The 21,912-nt window shown below is 55.8% G+C and carries 21 protein-coding genes; 14 read left to right on the top strand and 7 right to left on the bottom strand.

Annotation, left to right across the window (positions count from 1 at the left end):
- Positions 1-3 precede the first annotated feature (3 nt).
- Positions 4-3,228, bottom strand: coding sequence for a hypothetical protein (locus C4318_08075; GenBank protein ID MER3455094.1), 3,225 nt, complete (start codon positions 3,226-3,228; stop codon positions 4-6).
- Between the two features lie 287 nt (positions 3,229-3,515).
- Entirely contained in the window at positions 3,516-3,941 is a 426-nt protein-coding gene (locus C4318_08070; protein MER3455093.1) for a hypothetical protein, read from the bottom strand.
- Position 3,942: 1 nt separating this feature from the next.
- Between C4318_08070 and C4318_08065 the strand changes: the two genes are divergently transcribed.
- From C4318_08065 to C4318_08045, 5 genes are all read left to right on the top strand, one after another.
- A complete protein-coding gene (locus C4318_08065; GenBank protein MER3455092.1) occupies positions 3,943-6,702 on the top strand; it encodes a hypothetical protein in 2,760 nt (919 codons plus the stop codon).
- A gap of 66 nt (positions 6,703-6,768) precedes the next feature.
- A complete protein-coding gene (locus C4318_08060; GenBank protein ID MER3455091.1) occupies positions 6,769-7,989 on the top strand; it encodes a hypothetical protein in 1,221 nt (406 codons plus the stop codon).
- Positions 7,990-8,022: 33 nt separating this feature from the next.
- The gene (locus C4318_08055) at positions 8,023-8,856 is read left to right on the top strand and encodes an alpha/beta hydrolase (GenBank protein MER3455090.1); all 834 of its coding nucleotides are present in this window, start codon (positions 8,023-8,025) and stop codon (positions 8,854-8,856) included.
- A gap of 6 nt (positions 8,857-8,862) precedes the next feature.
- Positions 8,863-9,186 (top strand): hypothetical protein, encoded by a 324-nt coding sequence (locus tag C4318_08050; GenBank protein ID MER3455089.1) that lies wholly within the window; start codon positions 8,863-8,865, stop codon positions 9,184-9,186.
- 103 nt (positions 9,187-9,289) lie between these two features.
- On the top strand, positions 9,290-9,823 hold the full coding sequence (locus C4318_08045; protein ID MER3455088.1) for a thioredoxin family protein: 534 nt from the start codon (positions 9,290-9,292) through the stop codon (positions 9,821-9,823).
- 229 nt (positions 9,824-10,052) lie between these two features.
- Here the strand turns inward: C4318_08045 and C4318_08040 are convergent, their stop codons facing one another.
- Entirely contained in the window at positions 10,053-10,232 is a 180-nt protein-coding gene (locus C4318_08040) for a hypothetical protein (protein MER3455087.1), read from the bottom strand.
- A gap of 250 nt (positions 10,233-10,482) precedes the next feature.
- Between C4318_08040 and C4318_08035 the strand changes: the two genes are divergently transcribed.
- The 6 genes from C4318_08035 to C4318_08010 all read left to right on the top strand — a co-directional run bounded on the left by C4318_08035 (position 10,483) and on the right by C4318_08010 (position 16,528).
- Positions 10,483-10,965, top strand: coding sequence for a hypothetical protein (locus C4318_08035; GenBank protein ID MER3455086.1), 483 nt, complete (start codon positions 10,483-10,485; stop codon positions 10,963-10,965).
- Between the two features lie 323 nt (positions 10,966-11,288).
- Entirely contained in the window at positions 11,289-12,782 is a 1,494-nt protein-coding gene (locus C4318_08030) for a hypothetical protein (GenBank protein MER3455085.1), read from the top strand.
- Between the two features lie 74 nt (positions 12,783-12,856).
- Positions 12,857-13,342: a copper-binding protein gene (locus C4318_08025; protein MER3455084.1), complete on the top strand. Its 486-nt coding sequence runs from the start codon at positions 12,857-12,859 to the stop codon at positions 13,340-13,342.
- 95 nt (positions 13,343-13,437) lie between these two features.
- Entirely contained in the window at positions 13,438-14,331 is an 894-nt protein-coding gene (locus C4318_08020) for a hypothetical protein (protein ID MER3455083.1), read from the top strand.
- A complete protein-coding gene (locus tag C4318_08015) occupies positions 14,328-15,386 on the top strand; it encodes a copper oxidase (protein MER3455082.1) in 1,059 nt (352 codons plus the stop codon). The genes C4318_08020 and C4318_08015 overlap by 4 nt, the downstream gene beginning before the upstream one ends.
- Positions 15,383-16,528 (top strand): hypothetical protein, encoded by a 1,146-nt coding sequence (locus C4318_08010; protein ID MER3455081.1) that lies wholly within the window; start codon positions 15,383-15,385, stop codon positions 16,526-16,528. The genes C4318_08015 and C4318_08010 overlap by 4 nt, the downstream gene beginning before the upstream one ends.
- Positions 16,529-16,589: 61 nt before the next feature.
- Here C4318_08010 and C4318_08005 read toward each other — a convergent pair whose 3' ends face one another.
- The 3 genes from C4318_08005 to C4318_07995 are packed head-to-tail and all read right to left on the bottom strand — an operon-like array spanning position 16,590 to position 19,087.
- Positions 16,590-16,856 (bottom strand): hypothetical protein, encoded by a 267-nt coding sequence (locus tag C4318_08005; protein MER3455080.1) that lies wholly within the window; start codon positions 16,854-16,856, stop codon positions 16,590-16,592.
- 54 nt (positions 16,857-16,910) lie between these two features.
- Positions 16,911-17,852: an MBL fold metallo-hydrolase gene (locus tag C4318_08000; GenBank protein MER3455079.1), complete on the bottom strand. Its 942-nt coding sequence runs from the start codon at positions 17,850-17,852 to the stop codon at positions 16,911-16,913.
- The gene (locus C4318_07995) at positions 17,849-19,087 is read right to left on the bottom strand and encodes a hypothetical protein (protein MER3455078.1); all 1,239 of its coding nucleotides are present in this window, start codon (positions 19,085-19,087) and stop codon (positions 17,849-17,851) included. The genes C4318_08000 and C4318_07995 overlap by 4 nt, the downstream gene beginning before the upstream one ends.
- Positions 19,088-19,385: 298 nt before the next feature.
- Here C4318_07995 and C4318_07990 point away from each other — a divergent pair, with 298 nt between their 5' ends.
- Positions 19,386-19,787: a hypothetical protein gene (locus tag C4318_07990; protein ID MER3455077.1), complete on the top strand. Its 402-nt coding sequence runs from the start codon at positions 19,386-19,388 to the stop codon at positions 19,785-19,787.
- A gap of 46 nt (positions 19,788-19,833) precedes the next feature.
- Positions 19,834-20,811 carry a hypothetical protein gene (locus C4318_07985; GenBank protein ID MER3455076.1) on the top strand — a complete coding sequence of 326 codons (978 nt, stop codon included), beginning with the start codon at positions 19,834-19,836 and terminating at the stop codon, positions 20,809-20,811.
- On the opposite strand, the gene C4318_07980 is transcribed toward C4318_07985, so the two are convergent.
- The gene (locus C4318_07980) at positions 20,755-21,612 is read right to left on the bottom strand and encodes a hypothetical protein (protein MER3455075.1); all 858 of its coding nucleotides are present in this window, start codon (positions 21,610-21,612) and stop codon (positions 20,755-20,757) included. The genes C4318_07985 and C4318_07980 overlap by 57 nt on opposite strands.
- Here C4318_07980 and C4318_07975 point away from each other — a divergent pair.
- Complete coding sequence (locus tag C4318_07975; GenBank protein MER3455074.1) at positions 21,611-21,907, top strand: hypothetical protein; 297 nt, start codon at positions 21,611-21,613, stop codon at positions 21,905-21,907. The genes C4318_07980 and C4318_07975 overlap by 2 nt on opposite strands.
- Positions 21,908-21,912: the final 5 nt, after the last annotated feature.

The following is a 21,912-nucleotide window of genomic DNA, read 5'->3' as shown; positions in this document are numbered from 1 at the left end:
GCTTCAGACCAGGCGCGAGGGGATCGCCGGAGAGGACGTGGAGTCCCCGCTCAGCGAAGGAGGACTCAGCAGAGTGTGGGCGACGGCCACCGGGACAGAGCACTCTACAGAGCCGTGTACGTCGAAGCTAGGTACGGAGATCATCTCGTGTATGGCGAAGGTCTGGCGGGTGCGAGGTGAAACAACGACGAGCGTGTTGAGGGTCGCTTCTTCCGCGGTGACAAACCTCAGGGTGCAGTTAGCTTCAGTGTCGGATGGGTCGAGAATTTGGACATAGTAGCGGAAGCCACCAGCAGTTGCCCCTTCTGGAAGGTCCCATGCTTTTACCGCCTTCGTTATCGGCGCGGTGGAGTGGGCGGTTCCGGCGAAGGCTCCATCGAGCCCGTACTGTGCGGTCTCCACGAAGACAGCTATGTCGGATTCGACTACCGCTCCTAGGGAGACCAAGTTTGGCCAGTAGTCGTTAGCTCTTACCGAGACACGCGATGCTTGTGGAACCCTGAGCTGAAGCCCTGCACCAGGACCTGACGAAGTCATCGGAGTAATCGTCACCGATGCAGCGTTTTCGGAAGGATTCGCGATCAAGTACCACGTCTCGAATCCAGCAGTGGATCCCTCGGGAAGCAGTGCGATCGTCGATGGCTGGGGTTGGGCTACATCCGCGGTAGCGGATCCTCGAAGGGGCGACCACGCGGGGTTTCTCTTATAGACAGCCCGCTCTACGACGATCGGAGAGCTAGCATCGACTGCGGAGGAGACGTGGTAGGTGGGTGCACCAACGTAATCGTTGACCTTCAGTGTTCTCCTACTAGACGGGGAGAGATCTACTGTCGGGCCCGGTCTTACTCCCGAGTCCGTATGAAACGTTACCGTCGCTGTCACTGTTTGGGGCGCGGGATTGGCCAAAAGAAGCCATGTCTCAAATGGTCCATCAGCCGCGCCCTCTGCGGAGAACCAACGCTGGGATAGGGTCTCGATTCCCGAAGCGAGTGTGGCGCCTGGCCTGTCGGGATGGACCGAATACAGAGCCCGTTCTGCTTCGACTGTTCCTTTCAACACATCGACTTCGAAAGCTACTTCGAAGTCCTGAAGGTAAGAGCCGATCCTGAGCGACACACGTTGTGACGACGGTATAGCCACGTGGGTGACAATGGGCGGGCCGGAGGCCCTTAGCATCTTTACAGCCGCTAAGGCATCCAGGGTAGAAGACGGGTTTTGCAAAAGAAGCCATGTCTCAAAGAGGCCATCTACTGCTGCGCCTTCGGCAAAATACATTTTCTGCTCGACCCTGTCCGCCCGCACGGCGATCTCTCCCTGGAAAGTCGGCAAGTTTAGAGAGAGAGCGCCGTCGAGACCGACTTCTATGGGAGCGTCGCCTATCCATCTCCCCGTGTAGGGATCGTAGAATCGCACTCGCCACGCCCCAGGCTCCATCCCTGCGAGTCGGAGGATCGCACCCTGAATCTGTGAGAAGTCAGGACGGAACCACCAATGATTGGGGTTTCGCACCCAGGCTAGACGAGTGCGCTCGCCTCTCAATTCGGCACCGTACAACGAAGCTCCATCCGCAGAGGTCGCAGTGGCGGGTCCCGACGAGAGACCAGAGGTCGAAAGGGGTGGATCCGATACGAGGGTTTTGGGGGATCCTATCGTTGCATACAAGTCGAGAGGGTGTATGAGGTTGTCCCACCACCAAGTCATGCCGGTTCCGTAGCTATCCGCGAACAGCCCGGCCCACACGAGTTCGTGGATGCCAAGACTTAAAGGATCGGCAGCCAAGGTTTGGGTGGGTCCTCTTGCGTCGACCCCAGCCTCTCCCATCAAAACGGGCTTGCCAAACGATCTCGACGCCGACCCCACGAGGGCGGGGATCCAGCGCGTGAAGTCAATAGGAAGATTGGCGCCCTGACCGTATAGGTGAATCTGTACGAGGTCGCACAGCGGATTTGACCACAGTCCTGCCCAGCGAGGGAGGGGCTGCAAGAAGTCGAGCCACTCCGAGATGCTAGTTGTGCGCAAGTGGGGCACCCAATCGAGCGAGTCTAGGTACCTGAACATCTCGTCGTGCCAGGTGAGTATGTCGTTGGGCTGGCCAGCGGTGAGATCAACCTCGTTCCACAACTCCCAGATCACGTTGTCGGCGTATCCCCACCGGGCGACGATGTAGCGGAGGCGCTGTCGAACTAGCTGCCGGGATGTGGGGTCTGTGAAGAAGAGGGCGGGATCCGAGATCGGCCCGCCATTCGCCGAGTTGTAGGGGTTGTCGGCCCACTCGCTGTTGGTAGTGAGTGAAAAAGGTCCGTGGTATTGGATGACCAGCTGTGTCGCAATTCCCCTCGCACGTGCAGCTTCGATCACGTAGTCAAGCTGCCAAGCCCTGTCGAGGCGGGCGGTGTAGTTTCCGAGCGAAGTCTCGACGACAGCCCCAGAAGAGTCCCGCCGGATCCCCTCCAATCCGAACGACCATGACGCCATCCACACCCGGATCCAGGTTGCACCTTGGGCGGCTAGACGATCGAGCCATGCATCGTAGTCGAAGGTTCCACCTGGGCCGTACCATCCGAGGTTCTCGCCCATGGCTAGGTATGGAGTTCCGTCGGCGTGCTCGAGTTTTTTAGGATCGCTTAAATGTCGCCTGAGCGGGCCATGGTCGGTGCTATCACACAAGAACTGACCCTTATCTTGGATCGAGATCAACGAGCCGTTTCGGCGAATTGTGACTTCCCAGTTCCATGTTCCTCCTGCCGGAGGGGTAAAGCGCACTGCCCAGTAGGGGTTCCCTTGTGGCTGAAGAATCTCCGCTCCGCTGGCGTCTCTGGATCGTTGATAGTCTTGTGTATAAAAGGCGGGGACGTCATAAACTCTGCTTCCCGACTGGAAACGAGCGACAACATCGATCTGTTGGGGGTCGAATGGATTGGCTACTGAGGGCACCCCGTCAATGCGGAAAGTAAAAGGCCGACAGGAGCGTAAGGACGTAGCGAACGCGACTCCGGCTCTTAGGGCTCCTGAACCTGCACCGCTAACGTTCGCCTTAGCCGGAGACCCCGCCCCTATGAGAAGCAGGAACGCGACCGCCGCCGTGGCCACGCGAGTCTTGGGTGAGATTAGCGGCTCCATAGCGACTCCAGCTCGACACGGGTCGTGGCACGCACGTAGTAAGAAGCAGTAGCTATCTCTGGTACCACGTTGGGCGCCTTGCCGCCCTCTGTGATGACCCCCGCACATTGCTCGTACGGTCCGAGATCGAGTTGGCGCAGCGCCAAGTACGCCTCGACTATACCATCGAGGGCATTGCCGCTCTTTATGCCGGCCTGTAAAGAGGGATGTGAGGCCCGGCCGACCACAGTTTCTTCCGCTGGAGTTCCTGCTATTAGTATTTCGAACCCCAATTCAGAGGCGACCTGCGTCGCTCCCACACCTGCCCCAACCGCTGCGGCGGCTATGACATTGTGGCCACAGGCATGACCGATCTCGAAAAGGGCGTCGTACTCCGCACACACCACGAACCTTGGCTAGCCGTAGCCTTTTGTAGCCAGAAAAGCGGCGCTCAAGCCAAAAACTCCTTGATGGACTTGAAATCCCTTGGATTCGAGCCATTCACACAGCAGCTCAGATGCGAAATGTTCCTCGAATCCAAGCTCGGGGTGGTCATGAATCTTGTGGGAGATTTGAGCGAGCTGGACGAATCGACTTCGGCAACCAGGCCCAGAATTGTCACATCCAAAAGCGGGACACGGCCGCCTGCTTGCTAAAATCCTGAGCGCCACGCCTATCCCTAGCGCTCGGAATATCTCAACCTTAAGATTCACAGGATCGAGCAGTTCTAAGGCGAGCTCGCGGATGAACTGCTCGTTGGGCACGCCGTGGCCTCGTGAGTAAGCTAGAGCGATCGGTCCCGAGACGGTCGGAACAAGGCGGTAGGTAATTCTAGGAGGCACCGTGCCAAAAACCGTGAACCTGCTGTTCGACTCTGTCAACGACAACACCGGCGATAGAGCCATCGGCGAGGTGATGCTTCGCTTTGTCCTAGAGCGTGGTGCCGAACCAAAGATTCTGGACCCCGAAGAAAAGCCAAGCCCTTCGAATCTAACGGTAGTTGGGGGCGGCGAGCTGCTGCGGGCGCCCGGGGATCCCTTCTATGACGCTTTCAGACTAAAGGGAAGACACGTTTTAAACGCCGCTGGTGTTACTTCCTCGACAGACATGGAGTACTTGTCCGAGTACGCCTATGTTTCGGTGAGGTCCGAGGCGGACAAGGCGATGATTGAGGAAGTGCGGCCGGATGCCGTTGTTGTCCCTGATGTCGCTATGGCCCTCGATCCCGCCTACCCTCCAGAAGAGGTGAGCCAGTTTTCGACGGTGTTTTTCCATGTTCACTCCAACATGCTGCACCACTGTCAGAAGTTGCCGACGATTCTCCGGCAGCTGCAGGACCTTGATGTGAGGTGGATCTCGCTCACGCCGTATGCGGGCGACGCAGCGACGATGGTCCGGATTGGCGCCCTCGCGGACCGGGAAATCCCTCTGTCAATGGCCGAGACTCCAGCCGAGAAATTAGGGGCTATTTATAAGTGTCGGCTACTTGTGTGCGCGTCCTTCCACGGGGCTCTGTTTGCCTACACGCACAACGTGCCCTTCCTAGTCTTCGCGAGGCCTGGCAAAGTTAGAGCGTTTTTGGCCGAACGGGGCCTGGAGGATCGCGGGTTTCACTCCTCCGACGACCTGAGCATAAAACTGGAACGGGCGTTAGGCGAAAAGGCGGACTTCTCTTCGCAGATTGAAAAAGACAAGGTTCGGCTCGGCGAGCACTTTGAGGCGATGGCGGAGGTACTGCGGCTTCCCAAAAGACCCCGCAAGAAATTGTCCCAGCCGCCCTCCCTTCAGCCCAAACACACCGTTTTGCACTCGTCCTTCTACAAGCAAGCTCTCCAGGAGCTGGATCACTTTGCGCATCAGTACCGGAAAGTGGTGAGGGAACAAGAGTCTTGGCGGACCGCAGCTGAGAGAGCCCGAGAGGAGACGAAGCCAAGACCGGACCAGTTCCTAGGAGAGGTGGCGCACCAGCTCTGGCGCCTCAACGAAGAGATTAGGCACTCTACCGAGACTCGGGCGCTGCAGAGAACATTGAAACTGGCTAAACGAACTGGCAAAGTGCTGTGGCCGAGGCTCCCGGAGTGGTCCCGGCAGATGCTAAGACCAGCCGTGGAGGCAGCGCTGGGGAGGCCGCTGGGAGGAGGGCCTTCGCAAACAGCGCCGAACAACAAGGAGGACAAATACGGTGCCTCTTCTGACCTCGAGTCAGAAGGCGGGCCTAGAAAACTCGCTCGAATTAGGGCGGCGCCCGAGGATTCCCCTGGTCTTCACAGAACGAGGCAAAAAAGGGCCAAAGAGGCAGTGGTTTTTCTTTTTGGGGAACGCTTTGGCGGCGGGGCACCTCTGCGTCGTGAGCGAGCATCATCGGGTTGTCCTCTGCTGGCCCGGGCAAGCATATTGATACCCACCAAAAACGCAGGTCCTCACTTCGGCGAGCTGTTGCAAGCGGTTCGCTGTTCAGAGGGCGGCGACGAAGCCGAGATCATTGTCGCCGATTCGGAGTCTGCGGATGCGACTCTGGAGGTGGCGAAGTCGTTCGGCGCCCGCGTTATACACGTTGAGGCCTCTAGCTTCAATCACGGAGAGACGCGGAACTACCTAGCGTCAGAAGCCTCGGGGGAGTACTTGATCTTTCTCACTCAAGACGCCCTTCCTGCTACTGAAGCTACTCTCGAGAACTTAATAGCTGTGGTTGACAGCGCTCGAGAGATAGCGGCAGCCTCAGGCCGTCAAGTACCGCGCTCTGGCGCCGACCTCTACGGCGCCTTTTCCGTCTACCAGCACAACCGATTTTTGGGTCTCGATCGCAGTGCCGTTTTTCCGGAAGGCCAACGAAACTTCGATTCACTTACTTTCATAGAGAGGCGAAGGTGGGTGTCTGGAGCGGACAATGTCTGTTGCGCCTACCGCAGAGAGGTTCTGGAAAAGCTTGGGTTCAGGCGAGTCCGTTTCGGAGAGGATCTGGATTTTGCGGTGAGAGCGCTAAATAGGGGTTTCAAGCTCGGGTACTGCCATGAGGCGCCAGTTATTCACTCCCACGACAGGAGCGCCCTATATCACATGCGTCGCCACATTGCGGACCGAACTTGTCTAGCGGAACTACTAGTACCGACGTCTCGATCGCGATTCAGCGATGGCCCGCTGGCCACAGTCGCTTATCTCACGGCGAATCTTATTAGGGCGGTAGATCTTTGTCTTGCCGAAACCCAAGCGAGAGGTCTTGTAGCTCGACTCCACAAAGTTTCGGAGGAGATAAAGTCAGGAGCCGATGAAGCGGTGGACCAGCTTGACTCGGAATGGCACGAGTCGGAGCTCCAAGAGGTCTACGACGCGCTGTTATGGATTTCAGGCAGCGTCGATGAAGAGCCCTACGACCGAAGTGTTTCATTCTCCGATCTCAGATCTTTGCTTAGACAGCGCCTAGCGGAGTACTTGCGAGCCCCTATACTTTTGGAGTTTGCCTCCGCTAATGACGGCTGTGGAGCGAACGCTGGGCGCCGGTTTATTGCTCGTGTCGCAGGCGGACTGGCTGGGACTTTCGTAGGAGACGCTTCGCGGGCGCAGCGGGACTTAGGGCCTATCGAGGAGTTATTGCGGGGGCTTTGAGGAACTGCATCCTCCGACGCAAGGTTGGGGTGAGGGCTCCGAGAGTCTCGAGAGGAGCAATCAACCGTGGAACGAATTCTTTACGTCACCCACCAATATCTTCCGTACTTTCCCACAGGCGTGGCGAGGTCCACTCAGACTCTGGCTACTCACATGCAAAAGTTCGGGCATCAAGTGGCCGTGCTTTCGGTGATACCTCGGGGTCGCAACCACGAGTTTGAGCCCACCCGCTACATGTACGAGGGCAACGAGGTATGGCAGTTCGCCCCCACCCGCGCCTACACGGCGGTTCCGGACCACCACTGGGATATCGATACCGCTCTAGTAGTTGCGTCTGTAATCGAGGAGCTTCGTCCCGACATCGTAGACGTCCAGCACCCGATGATGTATCCGGAGGCAAGAAGGGTGGCTTCTGCGTGTGGTCTGCCGACAGTGGTCCATCTTCACGACTACTGGTTCCTTTGCCCCAGAGTCCAGTTACTCAGAGTGGACTCCTCCTTGTGCGTATCTGCCAATGCAGGATCGAATTGCAAATCAGTCTGCTCTGTGCCAGATGGAGAAGAGCGGATGGCCTGGGCTCGCGCGGAGCTGGAGTACTTCGACGCGGTCGTGGCTCCGACCCGCTTCGTCATGGAAACATTTTCGAGGGAAGGGTTTGCAACCTCCTCTTGGATCCTGCTTCCCTCAGGGACGATCTCGCACCAGAAAAGATGGCAACTTGGAAAGCAGCCGATGCAACGCTCGAAAAGTCCGCTGAGGCTGAGATTCCTGGAAACTCTTTTGCATCACAAAGGGGCTCACATCCTGCTCGCTGCTCTCGCCAAGATCCCAGGCGCTCCTTTGCGGGTTTTCATACACGGGGATTGCTACGACGAGACCGAGTACTACAAGAGCCTTGTCGAGCTCGCAGCCAAGGACGAACGCGTCTCGTTCGAAGGGCCATACGACTTTGTATACCTACCCGACCTACTCTCTGCCACCGACATTGTTGTCATTCCATCTATCTGGCCGGAGACACACTCATTGGTTGCCGAGTCTGCGCTCGCCTCCGGGGTTCCCGTAATATGCACAGGCCCCAGTGGAATGTCGGAGATCGTAAAAGAATGCGAGGGAGGGTGGGAGGTTCCGATGGGAGACGCCGAGGCGTTGGCACATATTCTCGAAAAAATTGCGTACGACCCTTTCGTTCTGGAGCGAACAGCCATGCGCATGCGCCCTCCGATGCGAATCGAGGCTGAGGCCGTAGCAATGGAGGCGATATATAGGACACTTTTAGCAGGTTTGTAAAGAGCGCAAGGGTACGCGGTTAGGAGAGGCGCAATGGCTCGGATCAAAGTAGGCGAGGTCGAACTTGGATATCAGGTGTCGGGGAAGGATTCTGCAGAGCGAGTTGTCCTTTTGGCTGGACTGGGAGGACCGAAAGAGAGTTGGCGATTTCAGGTTCCTGCACTCTCCCGCCATTTCCAGGTTTTAGTTATTGACAACCGAGGGGTAGGCGAGTCGGATAAGCCCGACCATCCATACTCGATCCAAATGTTCGCTCACGATGCGGCAAATGTGATGGCTGCGCTCGGATGGAAAGAGGCTCACATTGTTGGGCAGTCGATGGGAGGCATGATCGCCCAAGAGTTTGCCATCGGTTTTCCTTATATGACAAAGAGCTTGGTGGTACTTTGCTCGACAGCGGGCGGCTCGAAATCCGTTCCACCCCGTCGTGAGGTACTGGAGCTGTGGTCCAAGAGAGAGGAGATGTCAGCCGAGGAGTTTGAGCGAAACTCCGCCGAGCTGGGTTACTCGGAAAGTTTTCGGCAAAACAATCCGGAGCTGCTAGAGGAGCTGATCCAGGAAGCACGAGCTATGCGCCCTGTGGAGTATGTATTTAGGAGGCATCTTGAGGCAGCGCTCAAGCACGACGCCTCGACGAGGCTCAAGTGGGTCCAGGCCCCTGCTCTTGTCGTACACGGTACAGAGGATGCCCTGCTTCCGCATCCGAACGGACAAGCCATCGCCGAGCTAATCCGGGGTGCCAGGTTTGTTTCGTTCGAAGGTGCTGGACACTCCCTAGGGGTAGAACGCCAAGACGATCTCAACGAGCTTCTTTTGCAGTGGATAGCTGAGGTGGCCGGAAATTGTGCAACACGTGCGAAGGCATGAGAAAGCATGAGGGTGACCGTTATCTACTGGCCCGAGTGTCACTCCTATAAGGAGGCGATTGAGCGAGTACAGAAGGTACTTGCGGAAGATGCCATCCAGGCGGACATAGAGGTCTTAGAGGTCAACACTGAAGAAGAGGCTCGTCGTACCGGCTTCGCGGGTTCTCCTACGATTCTTGTGGATGGCCAAGATATAGACCCTGCCAGCCGAGATGAATCCGGGCGGTTGTCTTGTAGGACCTATACGAAGTCGGATGGTTCCCTCGGACCTCTTCCGGATACTACAAAGATAAGGGAGGCAATCCGAGCACGCATCGGAGCTGAAGAGTGAGGCTAGCCTTTATCTAATAGATCTAATAGCTGTATATGCCTAAAGGGTCACTGGGTAGTGGGGCATAAACGGAGCAGGTCGAGACGAGTTCAGGAGGTAAGAAATGGCCAATCTCAAACTAGGGGACAGGGCGATTCCGTTTGAGCTTCCAGGAGTCGACGGGGCCGTTCACTCTTTTTCCGACTACGACGACAAGCATATTTTGGTCGTGATTTTCAGCTGCAACCATTGCCCCTATGTCAAGGCTTGGGAGGACCGCATGATACAAATCCAGGCCGACTACAAAGAAAAAGGCGTGCAACTTATTGCCATCAACTCTAACGACGACACCAAGTATCCGGAGGACAACTTCGAGTCGATGAAAGAACGGGCGGCAACCAAAGGGTTCAACTTCCCTTATCTGAGGGATGAGTCACAAGAAGTGGCTCGGGCCTACGGGGCGGAGCGCACACCGGAAGTGTTCGTGTTCGACAGGGATCGGCTTTTACGCTATCACGGTGCCATTGACGATAACTATGACGATCCCGCAGCAGTGGAGAGCCACTACCTACGTAACGCTCTTGACGCCCTACTGCAGGGGAATCTGCCTCGTATCCAAGAGACCGAGCCAGTTGGCTGTACCATCAAATGGAGGTAGGTAGCTGATGAAGATGGCGGTTGGCATTTGCGACGCTTACCCCGACAGCTTCGGTCACCACCTTGACGCTAGTAGTCCAGTAGAAGATGCACCAACAGCTACGCAAAAGTACCCAGCGAACTCGTTGAGTCCCATCGCCAGACCGCGCTGCTTGGGTCCTGCAAGGTCGATCTTCATGCCAACCCAGCGAAAAAGTTAGAGACAGCTTTTGTGATGCCGAACGCGGCAATCAAACAATAAAAAAGGAAGCCCTTTTTTCCTTCAACCCGCTTACCCCGCCTTCTAGAACGGCAACTCGACTGAAACCCTTGGCCTCGAGTATGGAGGCAGCGGTCATGGCCCTGTTTCCGCTGGCACACGTGAGCACTACCTCGTCTTCGAGGTCGATACCTAAACGCTGCAGGGCCAATCAACAAGGCCGAACGCATCATCTGCTCGGGCGCTTGGAATTCGTTCAAAACGAACAGAACGGGAGCGTTGTGGCACTCGTGCTCTTGGCCGACTTGCGAATTCAAGTAACCATGCAAATGTATCAATTCAAAAGGCACGATGTGCCATATATGGTCTTAATCTCGGGGCAGAATTGCTGGGGTGTTTGTAGATGAACGGGATTGTCCCAGCCGTGAGACTGGCGTTTTCGGGGCTGGAGGCACTTGGTCATGGGAACAAACAGATTGTTTCTCATCGTAGCGCTGACGAGTGAAGTAGCGTTGTTGATGGCGCTTAGACCTGTCCGGGTTCTGTTGGTAAGAGTTGTCGACTTTGCCTTCGCTAGGGATGGCTTCTCGGTTGCTCGCATCACTATTGTCGGAGGGCTTTTCGGCTTAGTAGCGCTCGCTGTGTCGGGGAAATTAGACGAGTGGGAAGATCCCTACAGCGCGGTCGGGGGCAAGTGGGGGCTTGTTCTACTTGGCCTGCCGTTCTACTTTGCATCAAAACTCGGGTGGTGGTCGTTCCGAAGGGCTCAGATGTCGAGGCTTTGCAGAAAAGAAGTTATGAGGCGCGGGTCCTTCTCGGCCGGAGCCGGCGGAGGAATTTCAGAGCCGCTTCGCAGCTACCTAGACTCCCTCGAGGGGAGCAACTACGATCTGTACCAGGATTGTACCCTCTTTCTCGGATACGACCGCTACAGACGAGGCTGACTTATTTGGGGGAGATCCTTTCATAGAACCAGGAATTTACGGCCGCGCTGCAAATGGCCTATATCAGGCGAAAGGCAAGTTCGGAGGGGTAGTTGATAGCTAATCAGTACTGGTCTTTTGACGGACAGATAGGTACTATCGAGTGCAATTCAGTCATCCCGCCCGGGAGTTTGTAGCCTCTCTCGGTATCGAGCGGACCATGTCGTGGCCAATGGCGCGGCTTGTGGCCGATGGGTTTTGCGGGCGCGAAGTTGCTTGTAGATTCGACACTTCGGGGACGGATGCCGGGCCGTTTTGGGGCGCTAGGGAAAACGGGGGTTTGAGTGGAGGACGGCAAGACCGAACCAAAGCGGGAAAGTATCTACACATTTCCGCTTTTAGTGCTAGCGCTCGTGAGTTTTGTCGGCAATGTCGACGCCGCAATACAAAGAGGGGTTCTCCCTTTAATCGGCCAGTATTTCTCCGTTTCGGATCGCGAGCTGGGACTGTTGGGTTTCGCCTTTATTTTTCTCAATGTTCTCGCTTCGATCCCAGCTGGATGGATAGCTGACAATTACCGGAGAGGACGGGTTATCGGATACACCATTGCCTCCTGGAGCGCGCTGTCGGCGCTGTCGGCTGCAGCTTTCAACTATCCGAGTCTTCTGGTGGCGAGGGGCGTGATGGGATTCGGGGAAGCCCTAGCCGACCCAGCAGCCACGTCTTTGATTGGTGACTACTTCCCTCCGCATACCCGCGGCCGGGTGTTCTCGGTGCAGCAAGTGATGTTTTTCGTGGGCCAAGGAGTAGGCCTCGCTCTGGCCGGTTACATAGGGTCTCGGTTGGGGTGGCGCTGGGCGTTTTTGCTTGTAGGTATGCCGGGATCTTTGGTGGCGATTATGGCCTTTCGGCTAAGGGAGCCAAAAAGGGGAGAGGCCGATCTGGATTCGTTGAAACCTCGAAGTGAAAATTCGAGAATCCCAAGTCCAAATAGCGAGCGATCCCCGCACGAGGGCCAGGGTGACAAAACGATGGTCGGGCCCCGACACTCCCAGCTAAGCGACACCTTCGAAGCAGCAGGCGAGACTCAATTGTCAGGATCACGGGAGCTAGAAGATCCTTCTACGCTAGGACTCTGGTCTTTTCTGCGGTATGCAGCGGCGGATCTGATAAGAGAAATCATTGCCTTGTTGCGGATTCGCACCATGCGCTACATCCTGATCGGTGCGGCGACCCTACTCTTTACTGTTCAAGGGATTGGGTACTGGTTAGCAGTTTTTCACCAGCGGTACTCAAGAATGAGTCTCACGAAGGCGGCGACTGTCACAGCGGGAATCCTGGGGGTGGCGGGAATTATTGGCACGTTCTGGGGTGGATCATTCGCAGACAGGTTATTGTCCAAAAAAGGTTACGCGGCACGGATCGACATGTCGGTGGCGATGATCTTGGGGGGAGCTGCTGCCTTTTTTGTTTCCTGGATAGTTAGTGTTGTTTGGGTGAGCATAGCGTTCCAATTCGCTGGTGTCGTTCTCATAGCAACCGTTCCCCCTACCTTGAGGGCCTCCGTAATGGATGTCGTGCCTGCGAGCTCCCGGGGGGTCGGTACATCAGCTTTCGCCCTAGTGACGGCCGTGTTTGGCACCGCGTTGGCGCCCGCTGTGGTCGGACTGCTCTCAGATCTCACGCATTCTCTTCGGCGCGCATTTATTTTAGTGAGCCCACCGATAGTTGCAGGAAGCCTGATTCTGTGGCGGGCTCGCTTCACAATTGTCCAGGACGCTCAGCAGATGCTGGCGCTTTTGGCATCGCAGGGCGGAGCCAAGCGCTCAAAGCATTAGACGGAGCGGACAGATCATTAGTAGCGTTGCAGCATCTGCTAGTGGGGCCTCCCAACGTGACGGAGGTGAAGATAATGGTCCTATCACGACTCGTCCGATCTACTTGTTGCCTGCTTTCGGCTTTGGCAGTTGCATCGATATTTGTCTCCTGCAAGAGCAATACTGCCCCTAGGGCCGCCGAATCCACTCAGTCTCCTTCGCTCTCCAAGACCGAGATGACGGTCCAAACCTATCTAAAGGAGTACTCGATTCGCGTCGAGGGAGAGTCCGCCAAAGCTGGCAAGGTTACGTTCATGGCTCACAACGAGGGCACCATGCCACATGAACTTGTCGTGATCAAAACTGATCTCGCTGCGGACATGCTTCCGGTCGGACCTCAGGACACAGTCGAAGAAGGTGGCGCTGTGGAGGTGGTCACCGAGATAGAACCCGATGAGCTGAGCCCTTCTATGACTGCTACTAAATCCGTCGACCTAACTCCGGGCAAATACGTGCTCATCTGCAATATTGCGGGACATTATCGGGCTGGTATGAGGGCTGCCCTTACCGTCGCCTCATAACAACTCAGAGTCCCAACCTCTTTTTATTATCTAGGAGCGCTTGGACCGCTCAATGATGTAGGCAAGTTTAGATTGTTCGTTTATCCTTCTTAGATATGTCTAAGAACGCAATCACTAATTATCTAAAAGCTCTTTACACGGAAGAGGCTTCGAAAGGATATGTCAGCACCGGGTCATTGGCACGGCGACTGAAGGTTTCCACGGCTACTGCCTCTGTAATGCTTAGGCGACTAGAGACCGACGGAGTGGTGCGACGCCTCCACAGGGGCAGCGTGAGTCTCACGCCAAAAGGCAGGGCATCTGCTGAAAGGATCGTTCGCAAGCACCGACTGGTCGAGACATTTCTATACGAGGTCTTGGGTTACTCCTTGGAAGAGCTTCATCCAGAGGCAGCAGCACTCGAAGCGGTAGTCAGCGATCGGCTGGAGGAGCGGATTGATACTTACCTGGGTTATCCCGAACGCGATCCGCATGGCCATCGGATACCGCCAACTCGCCAAAGGCGCCGGAAAGCAACTAAGGCAGCCGAGTCTCTTCCCTCCAAATCTGACTCGACAATCACTAGTCAAGCCGGCTTGGCTTTCGCTTCGAATGAGATTGGACGTACTGGAGACCGGTCTTCGTCTCGGCGAGGTTTTTGTTCGGGGCCGCCAACTGGGCTCAAAGCGAAAGGAGGGGGCCCTTACAGACGCTTGGACGCAGTTAGTGAAGGCTCGGTGGTTCGGGTTTCGGAACTCGATGACGAGGAAGAAGACGCCGTCAGTCGCTTAGTGACTTTGGGGATCTTACCGAATCGCCGGTTTCGAATAACGCATATAGAGCCGTACGGAGGGCCCGTGTGGCTCGAGGGTGACGGAGGAATGATTCCATTGGCACGGGGGCTCGCCCAAAGGGTGCGGATCGAGGTTTTATCAAAGGAGGCAAGCTCGAAAAATCAAGCGTTGGCCCATCGTCTCCCTGAGGCGGGCAGACGGAACCCTCGGCGATGAGAAGACGATCGATCATTCGGCCTTTCGTAGCGCGGGTTACGAGACGGCAACTTCTTCGAGCATCTCTTGGGGGCGGAACCGCGGGACTTGCGGGGTTGGTGGCTTATCGGGCCGTGGGTTCGCAGAGTGCAACGAGCTTCTCCACTCAAGATAATGCGGCCGAGTCTCGCAAGCCTTACGTCGTGTCTCACGACTTGAACTGCACGGTAGGGGCGTATAACACTTCAGTCTTTGATCCGATGTCGTACCTGCGGGAGTTCGATTACGGGACGATGACCGCTACAGATGACGGCCGCTCTATTCGGGAGTACCGGATTTTTGCTGCCGATCGCGAGATAGAGATCGCTCCCGGGGTGCGCTTTCCAGCATGGACGTACAATGGCCGGGTTCCAGGCCCGACGCTTCGGGCTAGAGAAGGTGATCACCTGAGGATTCGTTTCCAGAATGCCTCTCCCCATCCGCACACTATCCATTTTCATGGGTTCCACCGAGCAGACATGGACGGTGTTTTTGAGATCGTCGAGACGGGACAAACTTTTGTCTACGAGTTCGACGCAGATCCATTCGGCCTTCACCTCTACCACTGCCACGTGATGCCTGTGAAGCGTCACATTCACAAGGGTCTTTATGGGGTATTTATCGTAGATCCCGCGTCGCAAAGGCCGCCGGCTGACGAGTTGGTGATGGTGATGAACGCATTCGACACCGATGGCGACGAAAAAAACGAGTTTTATGCGATTAATACGGAAGCCTTTTACTACTTTCGCAACCCGATTCGGGTGCGCGTTGGAGAGCTTGTCCGGATATACCTCGTCAACATTACTGAGTTCGACTTAGTCAACTCGTTTCACTCCCACGCAAATTTCTTCGACTTTTATATGACCGGAACTCGCTTAGAGCCGGACGGTACCACAGACACGATTGTGCTCGGACAGGGGGAGCGTGCAATCTTGGAGCTCCGATACAGATGGCCGGGGAAGTACCTGTTCCACGCACACGTGTCGGAATTCGCCGAGCTAGGTTGGATCGGGATCTTCGAGGCGGTAGAGGGGTGAAGAAGGTCACGGTGGGGGCCCTTCTCGTGGGAGGCCTCACTCTAGTGTTAGCCGGCATCGTGCTCTATCTTCCTAAGTGGATGTCTCACAAGACCGGCGACTCGGTGGCACAGTCGCTATCGGTGGAGCGGGTAGTTCTCAAGCCAGGTCGGATCGTTGTGACGGTGCGCAACGGCGGGAGTGTGCCTGTAAACATAGCTCAAGTAGCCATAAACGGCGCCTACTGGCAGTTTTCCAGCGACCGGCTAGAGATTCGGCGTCTACAAACTGCCGACATTGACCTTTACTACCCCTGGATAAGAGGCGAACCATTGGAATTGAAACTTGTGAGTGCGGATGGACAAACCCTCGTCCACACCCTCAACTTTCCAGTGGAGACCCCCCACCCTGGGAGGGATTTGTTCAAACGCTATGTTCCGCTAGGCCTTGGAATGGGAGTTCTTCCGGTCGCAGCGGGAATGCTATTGAGGCCCGTGCTCCGGAGATCGGGTCACAAAACGAGCGAGTTTTTCTTGGCCTTTACTATCGGTGTTTTGCTGGCCATTGGGGTTGAGTCCAGCTTCGATACCTTTGAGCTATCGGCAGAGCTTGTAGCACCTCTGGCAGGACGACTGCTCGTGGTAAGTGTCTCTGTGATTTCTTTCGCGGCCATATACGAGTGGGCTCGGAGGATGGGATCCAAGCGAGGCGAGGATCGAGCTCTGGTCGCCGCATGGGCTTTGGCTGTGGCGATCGGACTTCACAATCTGGGAGAAGGGCTAGCGGTGGCTGGCGCTGAAGCAGCAGGGGTCCTAGCCGTGGGTGGCTTATTGGCGCTGGGATTTGCCGTGCACAATGTTTCAGAAGGTGTTGCTATAGCGGCTGTGGCAGGCAAAAAATCGCGCTCGATTTTCTTTTACCAGTGGGCGGCGGCAATTGCAGGGCTGCCAGCGCTCGGCGGACTTCTCATCGGAAGCCTGACGCCATCGAAGCCTATATCTGTAGCGCTCTTGGCAGTTGGATTGGGTGCAATCGCAGAGGTCGTAGCAGAGGTATGGGGATTGCTCACCTCGGGTGGCGGCGCTGTTCTAGCTCCTCACATCACCGGGGGTTTGGGAACAGGTCTAGCGTTTATGTACTTCACGTCCATCTTTGTTGCCTGAGCGATGCTTGGGTTCGAAATGCATTTTTGCCGATTATGCCCTGGATCCGAAACGCAAGGTTTTATTCCGCGCCTGCTACGAAGAGGTTGATATCTGCGCGGTGGGCTAGTGAAAATGTCACGGATCCTATGTGGGGTCTGGGAAGGGTGGTATGTCCACGGCTTCCCAGTACCAAGAGGTCTACCGGATCGGGTGTGCCTTCCAAATAGCTGAGAATAGCTCGGACTGGCTTGGAATCGAAAGTTGTGAATTTGACGCGTTCTGGACCCAGAACGGACTGTAACACTGCGATATCGATCCGGAGGTTGCCACTCGCGAGGAGCTTCAGGGGAGGGGTCCAAGGAGGCTTTGGGGATCTCGGGTGGGTCTGCGTGAAGACATACTAAATTCCAATGTTGCGCCTCTTCTTTTCTGTGCGACGCCGGAGATAGCCTATATACCCCTCAACTTGCACGTCGTATGGCACGAGCTTGGCAAGCCGTGCGACAGCGTCTTGGGGGAGTCTGCTTCGTTCGGGGTCCGCTTCTTTAGCGAGACGCTCGGCGATTTCTTCAGTGTTTTGAGAGCGATAAAACCCATCCTCCACTACTCGGAGCCATTCCATGTACTGTCTGCGAGCGTTTTCGAGAAGCCGCTCGGTCTCATTCCCGGGGCCGTAGTGGGTAAAGAGAATAACCTCGGGTACTAGCTCAGCCACTCTCTCCAGTGATTCGCATGCCAAGTATGGATCGAGGTCTGGAGGCGGTGCCGATAGAGTCTGGTATTCCACGTCGCACAGATACACACCCGCGGAGTCTCCGAGAAACAGAGCTCCTTCGGAAAGGTCAAAGACGCAAATGTGGTGTTTTGCATGGCCTGGCGTAAAGAGGATGCGCAGTGCTCCGTCGCCTAAGTCGAGTGACTGTCCATCTGCGGCTGGAACGATGGCGTCTTTAGGTACGGGCTCAAGGTATCCCCACTCCTTGATCATGGCTTGCTTACCATAGACACGCTCTGCGCTTCTGTGAAGCCGTTCTGGATCGGCCATGTGACGGGCACCTTCGGGGTGGACTACCAGTTTCGCTCCGGGGTACTCCTTCAGAAAGTGTCCAGCTCCTCCTGCGTGATCGAGATGAATGTGAGAGACGATGACATAGGCAAGAGCATCCACGCCCGCGCTCTTCAAGGTCTCGATAACTTCCCGGGCTACTAAAGATCCCGAAGTTTCGATCAAGGCCGGCCGAGGTGCATCGATGTAGTAAACAGCAGCCAGCTTAGGAAGCCCCAAAAACCCCGAATCGATCATGTAGATTCGGGATCCGACGCGCTGCATACTTCGACTCATCCTGCGTCGAACCTCCGGAACACGGCACCGGTCCTAGGCTTCGGATAAAAGTAAGTTGACTTTTGGGGAAGTAATGACCCAGCTCTGGCTACCGCTGTTACGACCTTGAGTGAGGGGGGAGGGAGAAGTATAGCAGCTACTGCTTTGCCCTCTATGACAGCTGCGAAAGCCGTTTCGAGAGAGGATTCGAATACGACGGCATCTTGGGGAACGGTGTTGAGGACAGAGTCGTGAACCCACGCCGACGGAGTGGAAGATATCTCGTTCGATGCCGAGCTTGCTGTGAAAATCGAACAGTGTGCGCTCACAAGGGGATGTTTTGGCGAGGACGCATTGTGGCGAGTGAGTAGTATGACGCGTCCTTTATCTAGAAGAGAATACAGCGAGGTTGGATCGGGAAGTATTTCCTCGGAGCCACCACAGGCTGCTTTGAAGCGCTTCAATAGCTCCTCGGGGTCATCCGCTGAACCAACAATGATCCGATGAGTGCCTTGTAGGCCATGGGCTGCTTGGTCGAGGTCGACGACCAATGCCATGATGCGATCCGATCCGGGCTCCCTAGTGGCTTCCCAAAAAGACCGGGCGACTTCAAAACGGTGGTGCCCGTCGGCAATTACCAATACAGCTTCTTCCATACTGGATTGCAGTTCTTGGAGTATGTCCCCCTCATCGATTTTGTATATGCAGTGCTCGACTCCTGAGGGCTCAGTGCATTCACCCAAAAGAGGCCAGTCCTCGAGAGCTACTTTGGTGACTACACCCGAGTACTCTTGTGCCGGAACGACAAGGAGGTATACCGGGGACAGGTTTGCCTTTGTAGAAGCCAGCAATCGCATCTGCTCCTCGAGCGGTTTTGCCATCGTCCGCTCGTGTGGCACGATTCTGTAACGCCGGTCGAGGCTCACCGATACGACGAGTCCGGCTGTGACTTGCGGACCCCTCGAGGGATGCACGTACTTCATTCGATACGGATAAACTGACGGCTGTTCGTCGATCAGTAGAATCCCCTGACGCATCCATTCACTCAGCGTTCGGGCAGCGACAGAAAAGCGATCTTCCCCGTCTTCGTCCTCGGGGAGGATGAGTCGAACCGAGTTGTAAGGGCTGGTTTCTAGAAGGCGTCGTTTTTCCGCCTCGTCTATGACGTCGTATGGCGGTGCGCAAACATCACTCAATGAGCCCACTTTTTCGAGGTTGTATCTGATCCCTCGGAACGGCTCTATTAGTGCCAAGATAACCCTCCATTCTCAACGTAACGTGCGAATGAACAAAGCTACACGGGTCATGCGCCAGCCGTGACTCGCCGCCGTTTATGCGACGAGGCGATCGGGGGGTGGCGAATGAATCCGTGTTCTTTTGAATTCATCAGGCACACTTCTTGCGAGGGTAGCCGCGCGGAGGCTGGCTGGTCGAGAATATCTGAGCATTTTCGTGAAGGAAGTAAGACGCTGGGGGCAAGTTCAAAGCGAACGAAGTTCGAACAACCTGGAAAGGCACGCAAATCGGTGCTTGGACTACTAGGGAGGCAACGGCATGGCGGCGAGTCTTTATGAGAGATGGATGAGGGCCAAAGAATTGCTCGCATCGGGTAACGCGCACGCCGCCTCCGTCATCCTCGAGGCGATACGAGACGTCGAGCCGTCGAAGGGATCGGTCAGGGAAGCGCTGGGGCGCGCTTACTTCATATCTGGGCGAGCGCGTCAAGCAGAAGAGGAGTTCACCGAGTTGTTGGCGATAGATCCTTCGAACGACTATGCCTACTACGCTCTCGCCCTCTGCGCGATGAGAAGGGGTGATGACGACAGAGCTCGCTCGCATCTGCAGATGGCGAGGGTAATGAATCCGGGCAACGAGGAGTATGCAAAGGCCTACGAGCGCCTGCAGATGCGGCGTTACGGCAACGAAGAGTCGTCTTTTCGAGAGCAATCTGATTAGCATCTGAATTCAACTTGTATCCGATCTTGAGCACCCGGAGCCAAGTATGCACCCATTGGAGACCTACGAAGCGTTCGTGATCGATCTGGATGGGGTCTGCTACTTGGACGGTCGTCTCTTCGAGGGGGTACCGGAGGCACTTTTCAAAATCGAAAGCACGGGCGCGAGAGTGGTTTTTGTAACCAACAACTCATATCGTACTCCCGAAGCGTTTGCTCAGATGCTTACAGCGGGACCGTTTAAAGCAGACCCCTCGCAAGTCCTCACTTCTTCCGCCGCTGCTGCCAGGATGATGCTTCAGACGTTGGCTGAGCGCTTGAGTGGTAAAGAAGGGGTTACACCGTTGAAGCCCCGGGTGGTTGCAGCGGGAGGAAAAGGAGTTCACGATGCCCTAAGAAAAGTCGGGATCGAGCCTGTCGCTCCAGAAGAGTGGAGTGATCCCGAGGCTCCGCCCGGCGTTGTACTGGGAGTCGATCGCAACTTTAACTACCAGCGACTTTCTCTGCTGTCACGGTTTATAAGAGAAGGATCGGAGTTCATCGCGACCAATGAGGACCCGACCTACCCTACTCCATCTGGCCTGGTTCCTGGGGCAGGAGCGGTGGTTGCAGCTGTGGAAGTCGCATCGGGACGCAAGGCTCGCGTGGCAGGGAAACCGCACTGGCCGATGGTGGATCTGGTCTCGAATCAACTGGGAGATGCGCATGCCCTTGTAGTGGGAGATCGCTGGGACACCGACTTGGCTTTTGCTCATCGACTCGGTTTCGACTCGGCTCTGGTGCTGTCTGGCGTAGCTAGCCTCGAAGACGCAGTCCGTTCGCCGTACCCTCCCAAGCTGGTTGCCAAATCTCTTCCCACACTGCTCGACAATCCGGTACTCATACTTCGAGGTCCAAAAGGCGACATCTCTGCGGAGGGCGGCGACCCCGAGATAGCTCGCGCGGTGCAAGCTGTACTGTCGCGTAACTCAGAGTCGAACTATGGGTCTCGTGTTGACCCAGACAGGTCCTCGCGGCAGCGGTGAGGTCCGCGGAGGCCTGATCGTAGCGTAAAGGAGTGGCCCCGTCAGTACACCGGCAGCGAATCCTCCTATATGGGCCCACACGGCCACATTGGATCCGACGATAGGGGTGAACTGAAGGACAAACCAGAACAAAATCGGCGCGAACGCCGGCAAGTACACGGCAAGAGGGATCGGAAAGGTAATTAATGTCAGGACGCGAGCAAAGGGAAAAAACACTAGGAAGCTTCCTATCACTGCGGCAATTGCTCCGGAGGCTCCGATAGCAGGGGTGATGGAATATGGGTTCGAGGCTACATGCGCGACCTCGGCAATCGCCCCTCCTCCTAGATACAGGAAGAGATAGCGAAGATGACCAAGTTTGTCTTCGACGTTGTTGCCAAGGATCAAAAGAATCAGCATATTGCCGAACAAGTGAGCCAAATTCCCGTGGAAGAACATGGATAGGAGTGGTGACAGCCATATTTTTTTGTTGGGAAATACGGGCTTGTACTCTCCGCCCGTACCGAGTTTTTCTTTGGGGATACAAGCCGTATCGCGCTGTTTCTCGAGAAGGCTTCTCACCTCCTTTACGACTAACGGCCGCCGCTGTACAAGCTCGCACGGGATCGCAGCATTTATGAGGAGAAAGTTCTGGTGGGTGTCGGAGGCTACTTGGTTTCCTACTGGTCCAACGTGCACAGGTTGGGGAATTCGAAAGGTCGGCTCCCAAAAAATCCAAATCGCTGTGTTGATGACGATAATCGCCAGAGTGACGAAAGGTATCTTACGAGGATAAAGATCGTCTCTGAGAGGAATGGCCATGAACGAGAGCTTATCATCCCAGACTTCGGATTCTAGCGAGGATGAAGACTCAAAGGGCCAAGCGTCTGAAAAGCTTGATTCGTTGCCCGCGCAAAACGAGAACGCCGTAACGACCGGTGGAGCTCGTCAGGAACTCGAAGAAGTCCGGAGAAGGCTCAATGAGCTGTGGACCATGATCGACAAGGTTGTCTCTGCACTAGAATCTCTCCGTAACGATCTGGCCAGCATAGATAAAGAGTGGAATTCGATGCTGTCGAGCAGTCGACGGCCGGACTCGCCCGACAAAGAGGCCTAGGGTGT

The organism is Acidimicrobiia bacterium, from assembly GCA_040289475.1.
Classification (GTDB): domain Bacteria; phylum Actinomycetota; class Acidimicrobiia; order ATN3; family PSLF01; genus PSLF01.
This window is presented reverse-complemented; position numbering and strand designations above follow the sequence as displayed.

Bases quoted from the DNA above. Each gene is read 5' to 3' on its own strand.
- C4318_08055 (MER3455090.1), top strand. From the start codon at position 8,023: ATGGCTCGGATCAAAGTAGGCGAGGTCGAACTTGGATATCAGGTGTCG.
- C4318_07985 (MER3455076.1), top strand. From the start codon at position 19,834: ATGCACCCATTGGAGACCTACGAAGCGTTCGTGATCGATCTGGATGGG.
- C4318_08035 (MER3455086.1), top strand. From the start codon at position 10,483: ATGGGAACAAACAGATTGTTTCTCATCGTAGCGCTGACGAGTGAAGTA.
- C4318_08015 (MER3455082.1), top strand. From the start codon at position 14,328: ATGAGAAGACGATCGATCATTCGGCCTTTCGTAGCGCGGGTTACGAGA.
- C4318_08000 (MER3455079.1), bottom strand. From the start codon at position 17,852: ATGAGTCGAAGTATGCAGCGCGTCGGATCCCGAATCTACATGATCGAT.
- C4318_07980 (MER3455075.1), bottom strand. From the start codon at position 21,612: ATGGCCATTCCTCTCAGAGACGATCTTTATCCTCGTAAGATACCTTTC.
- C4318_08075 (MER3455094.1), bottom strand. From the start codon at position 3,228: ATGTGCGGGGGTCATCACAGAGGGCGGCAAGGCGCCCAACGTGGTACC.
- C4318_07990 (MER3455077.1), top strand. From the start codon at position 19,386: ATGGCGGCGAGTCTTTATGAGAGATGGATGAGGGCCAAAGAATTGCTC.
- C4318_08045 (MER3455088.1), top strand. From the start codon at position 9,290: ATGGCCAATCTCAAACTAGGGGACAGGGCGATTCCGTTTGAGCTTCCA.
- C4318_07975 (MER3455074.1), top strand. From the start codon at position 21,611: ATGAACGAGAGCTTATCATCCCAGACTTCGGATTCTAGCGAGGATGAA.
- C4318_08020 (MER3455083.1), top strand. From the start codon at position 13,438: ATGTCTAAGAACGCAATCACTAATTATCTAAAAGCTCTTTACACGGAA.
- C4318_08050 (MER3455089.1), top strand. From the start codon at position 8,863: ATGAGGGTGACCGTTATCTACTGGCCCGAGTGTCACTCCTATAAGGAG.
- C4318_08025 (MER3455084.1), top strand. From the start codon at position 12,857: ATGGTCCTATCACGACTCGTCCGATCTACTTGTTGCCTGCTTTCGGCT.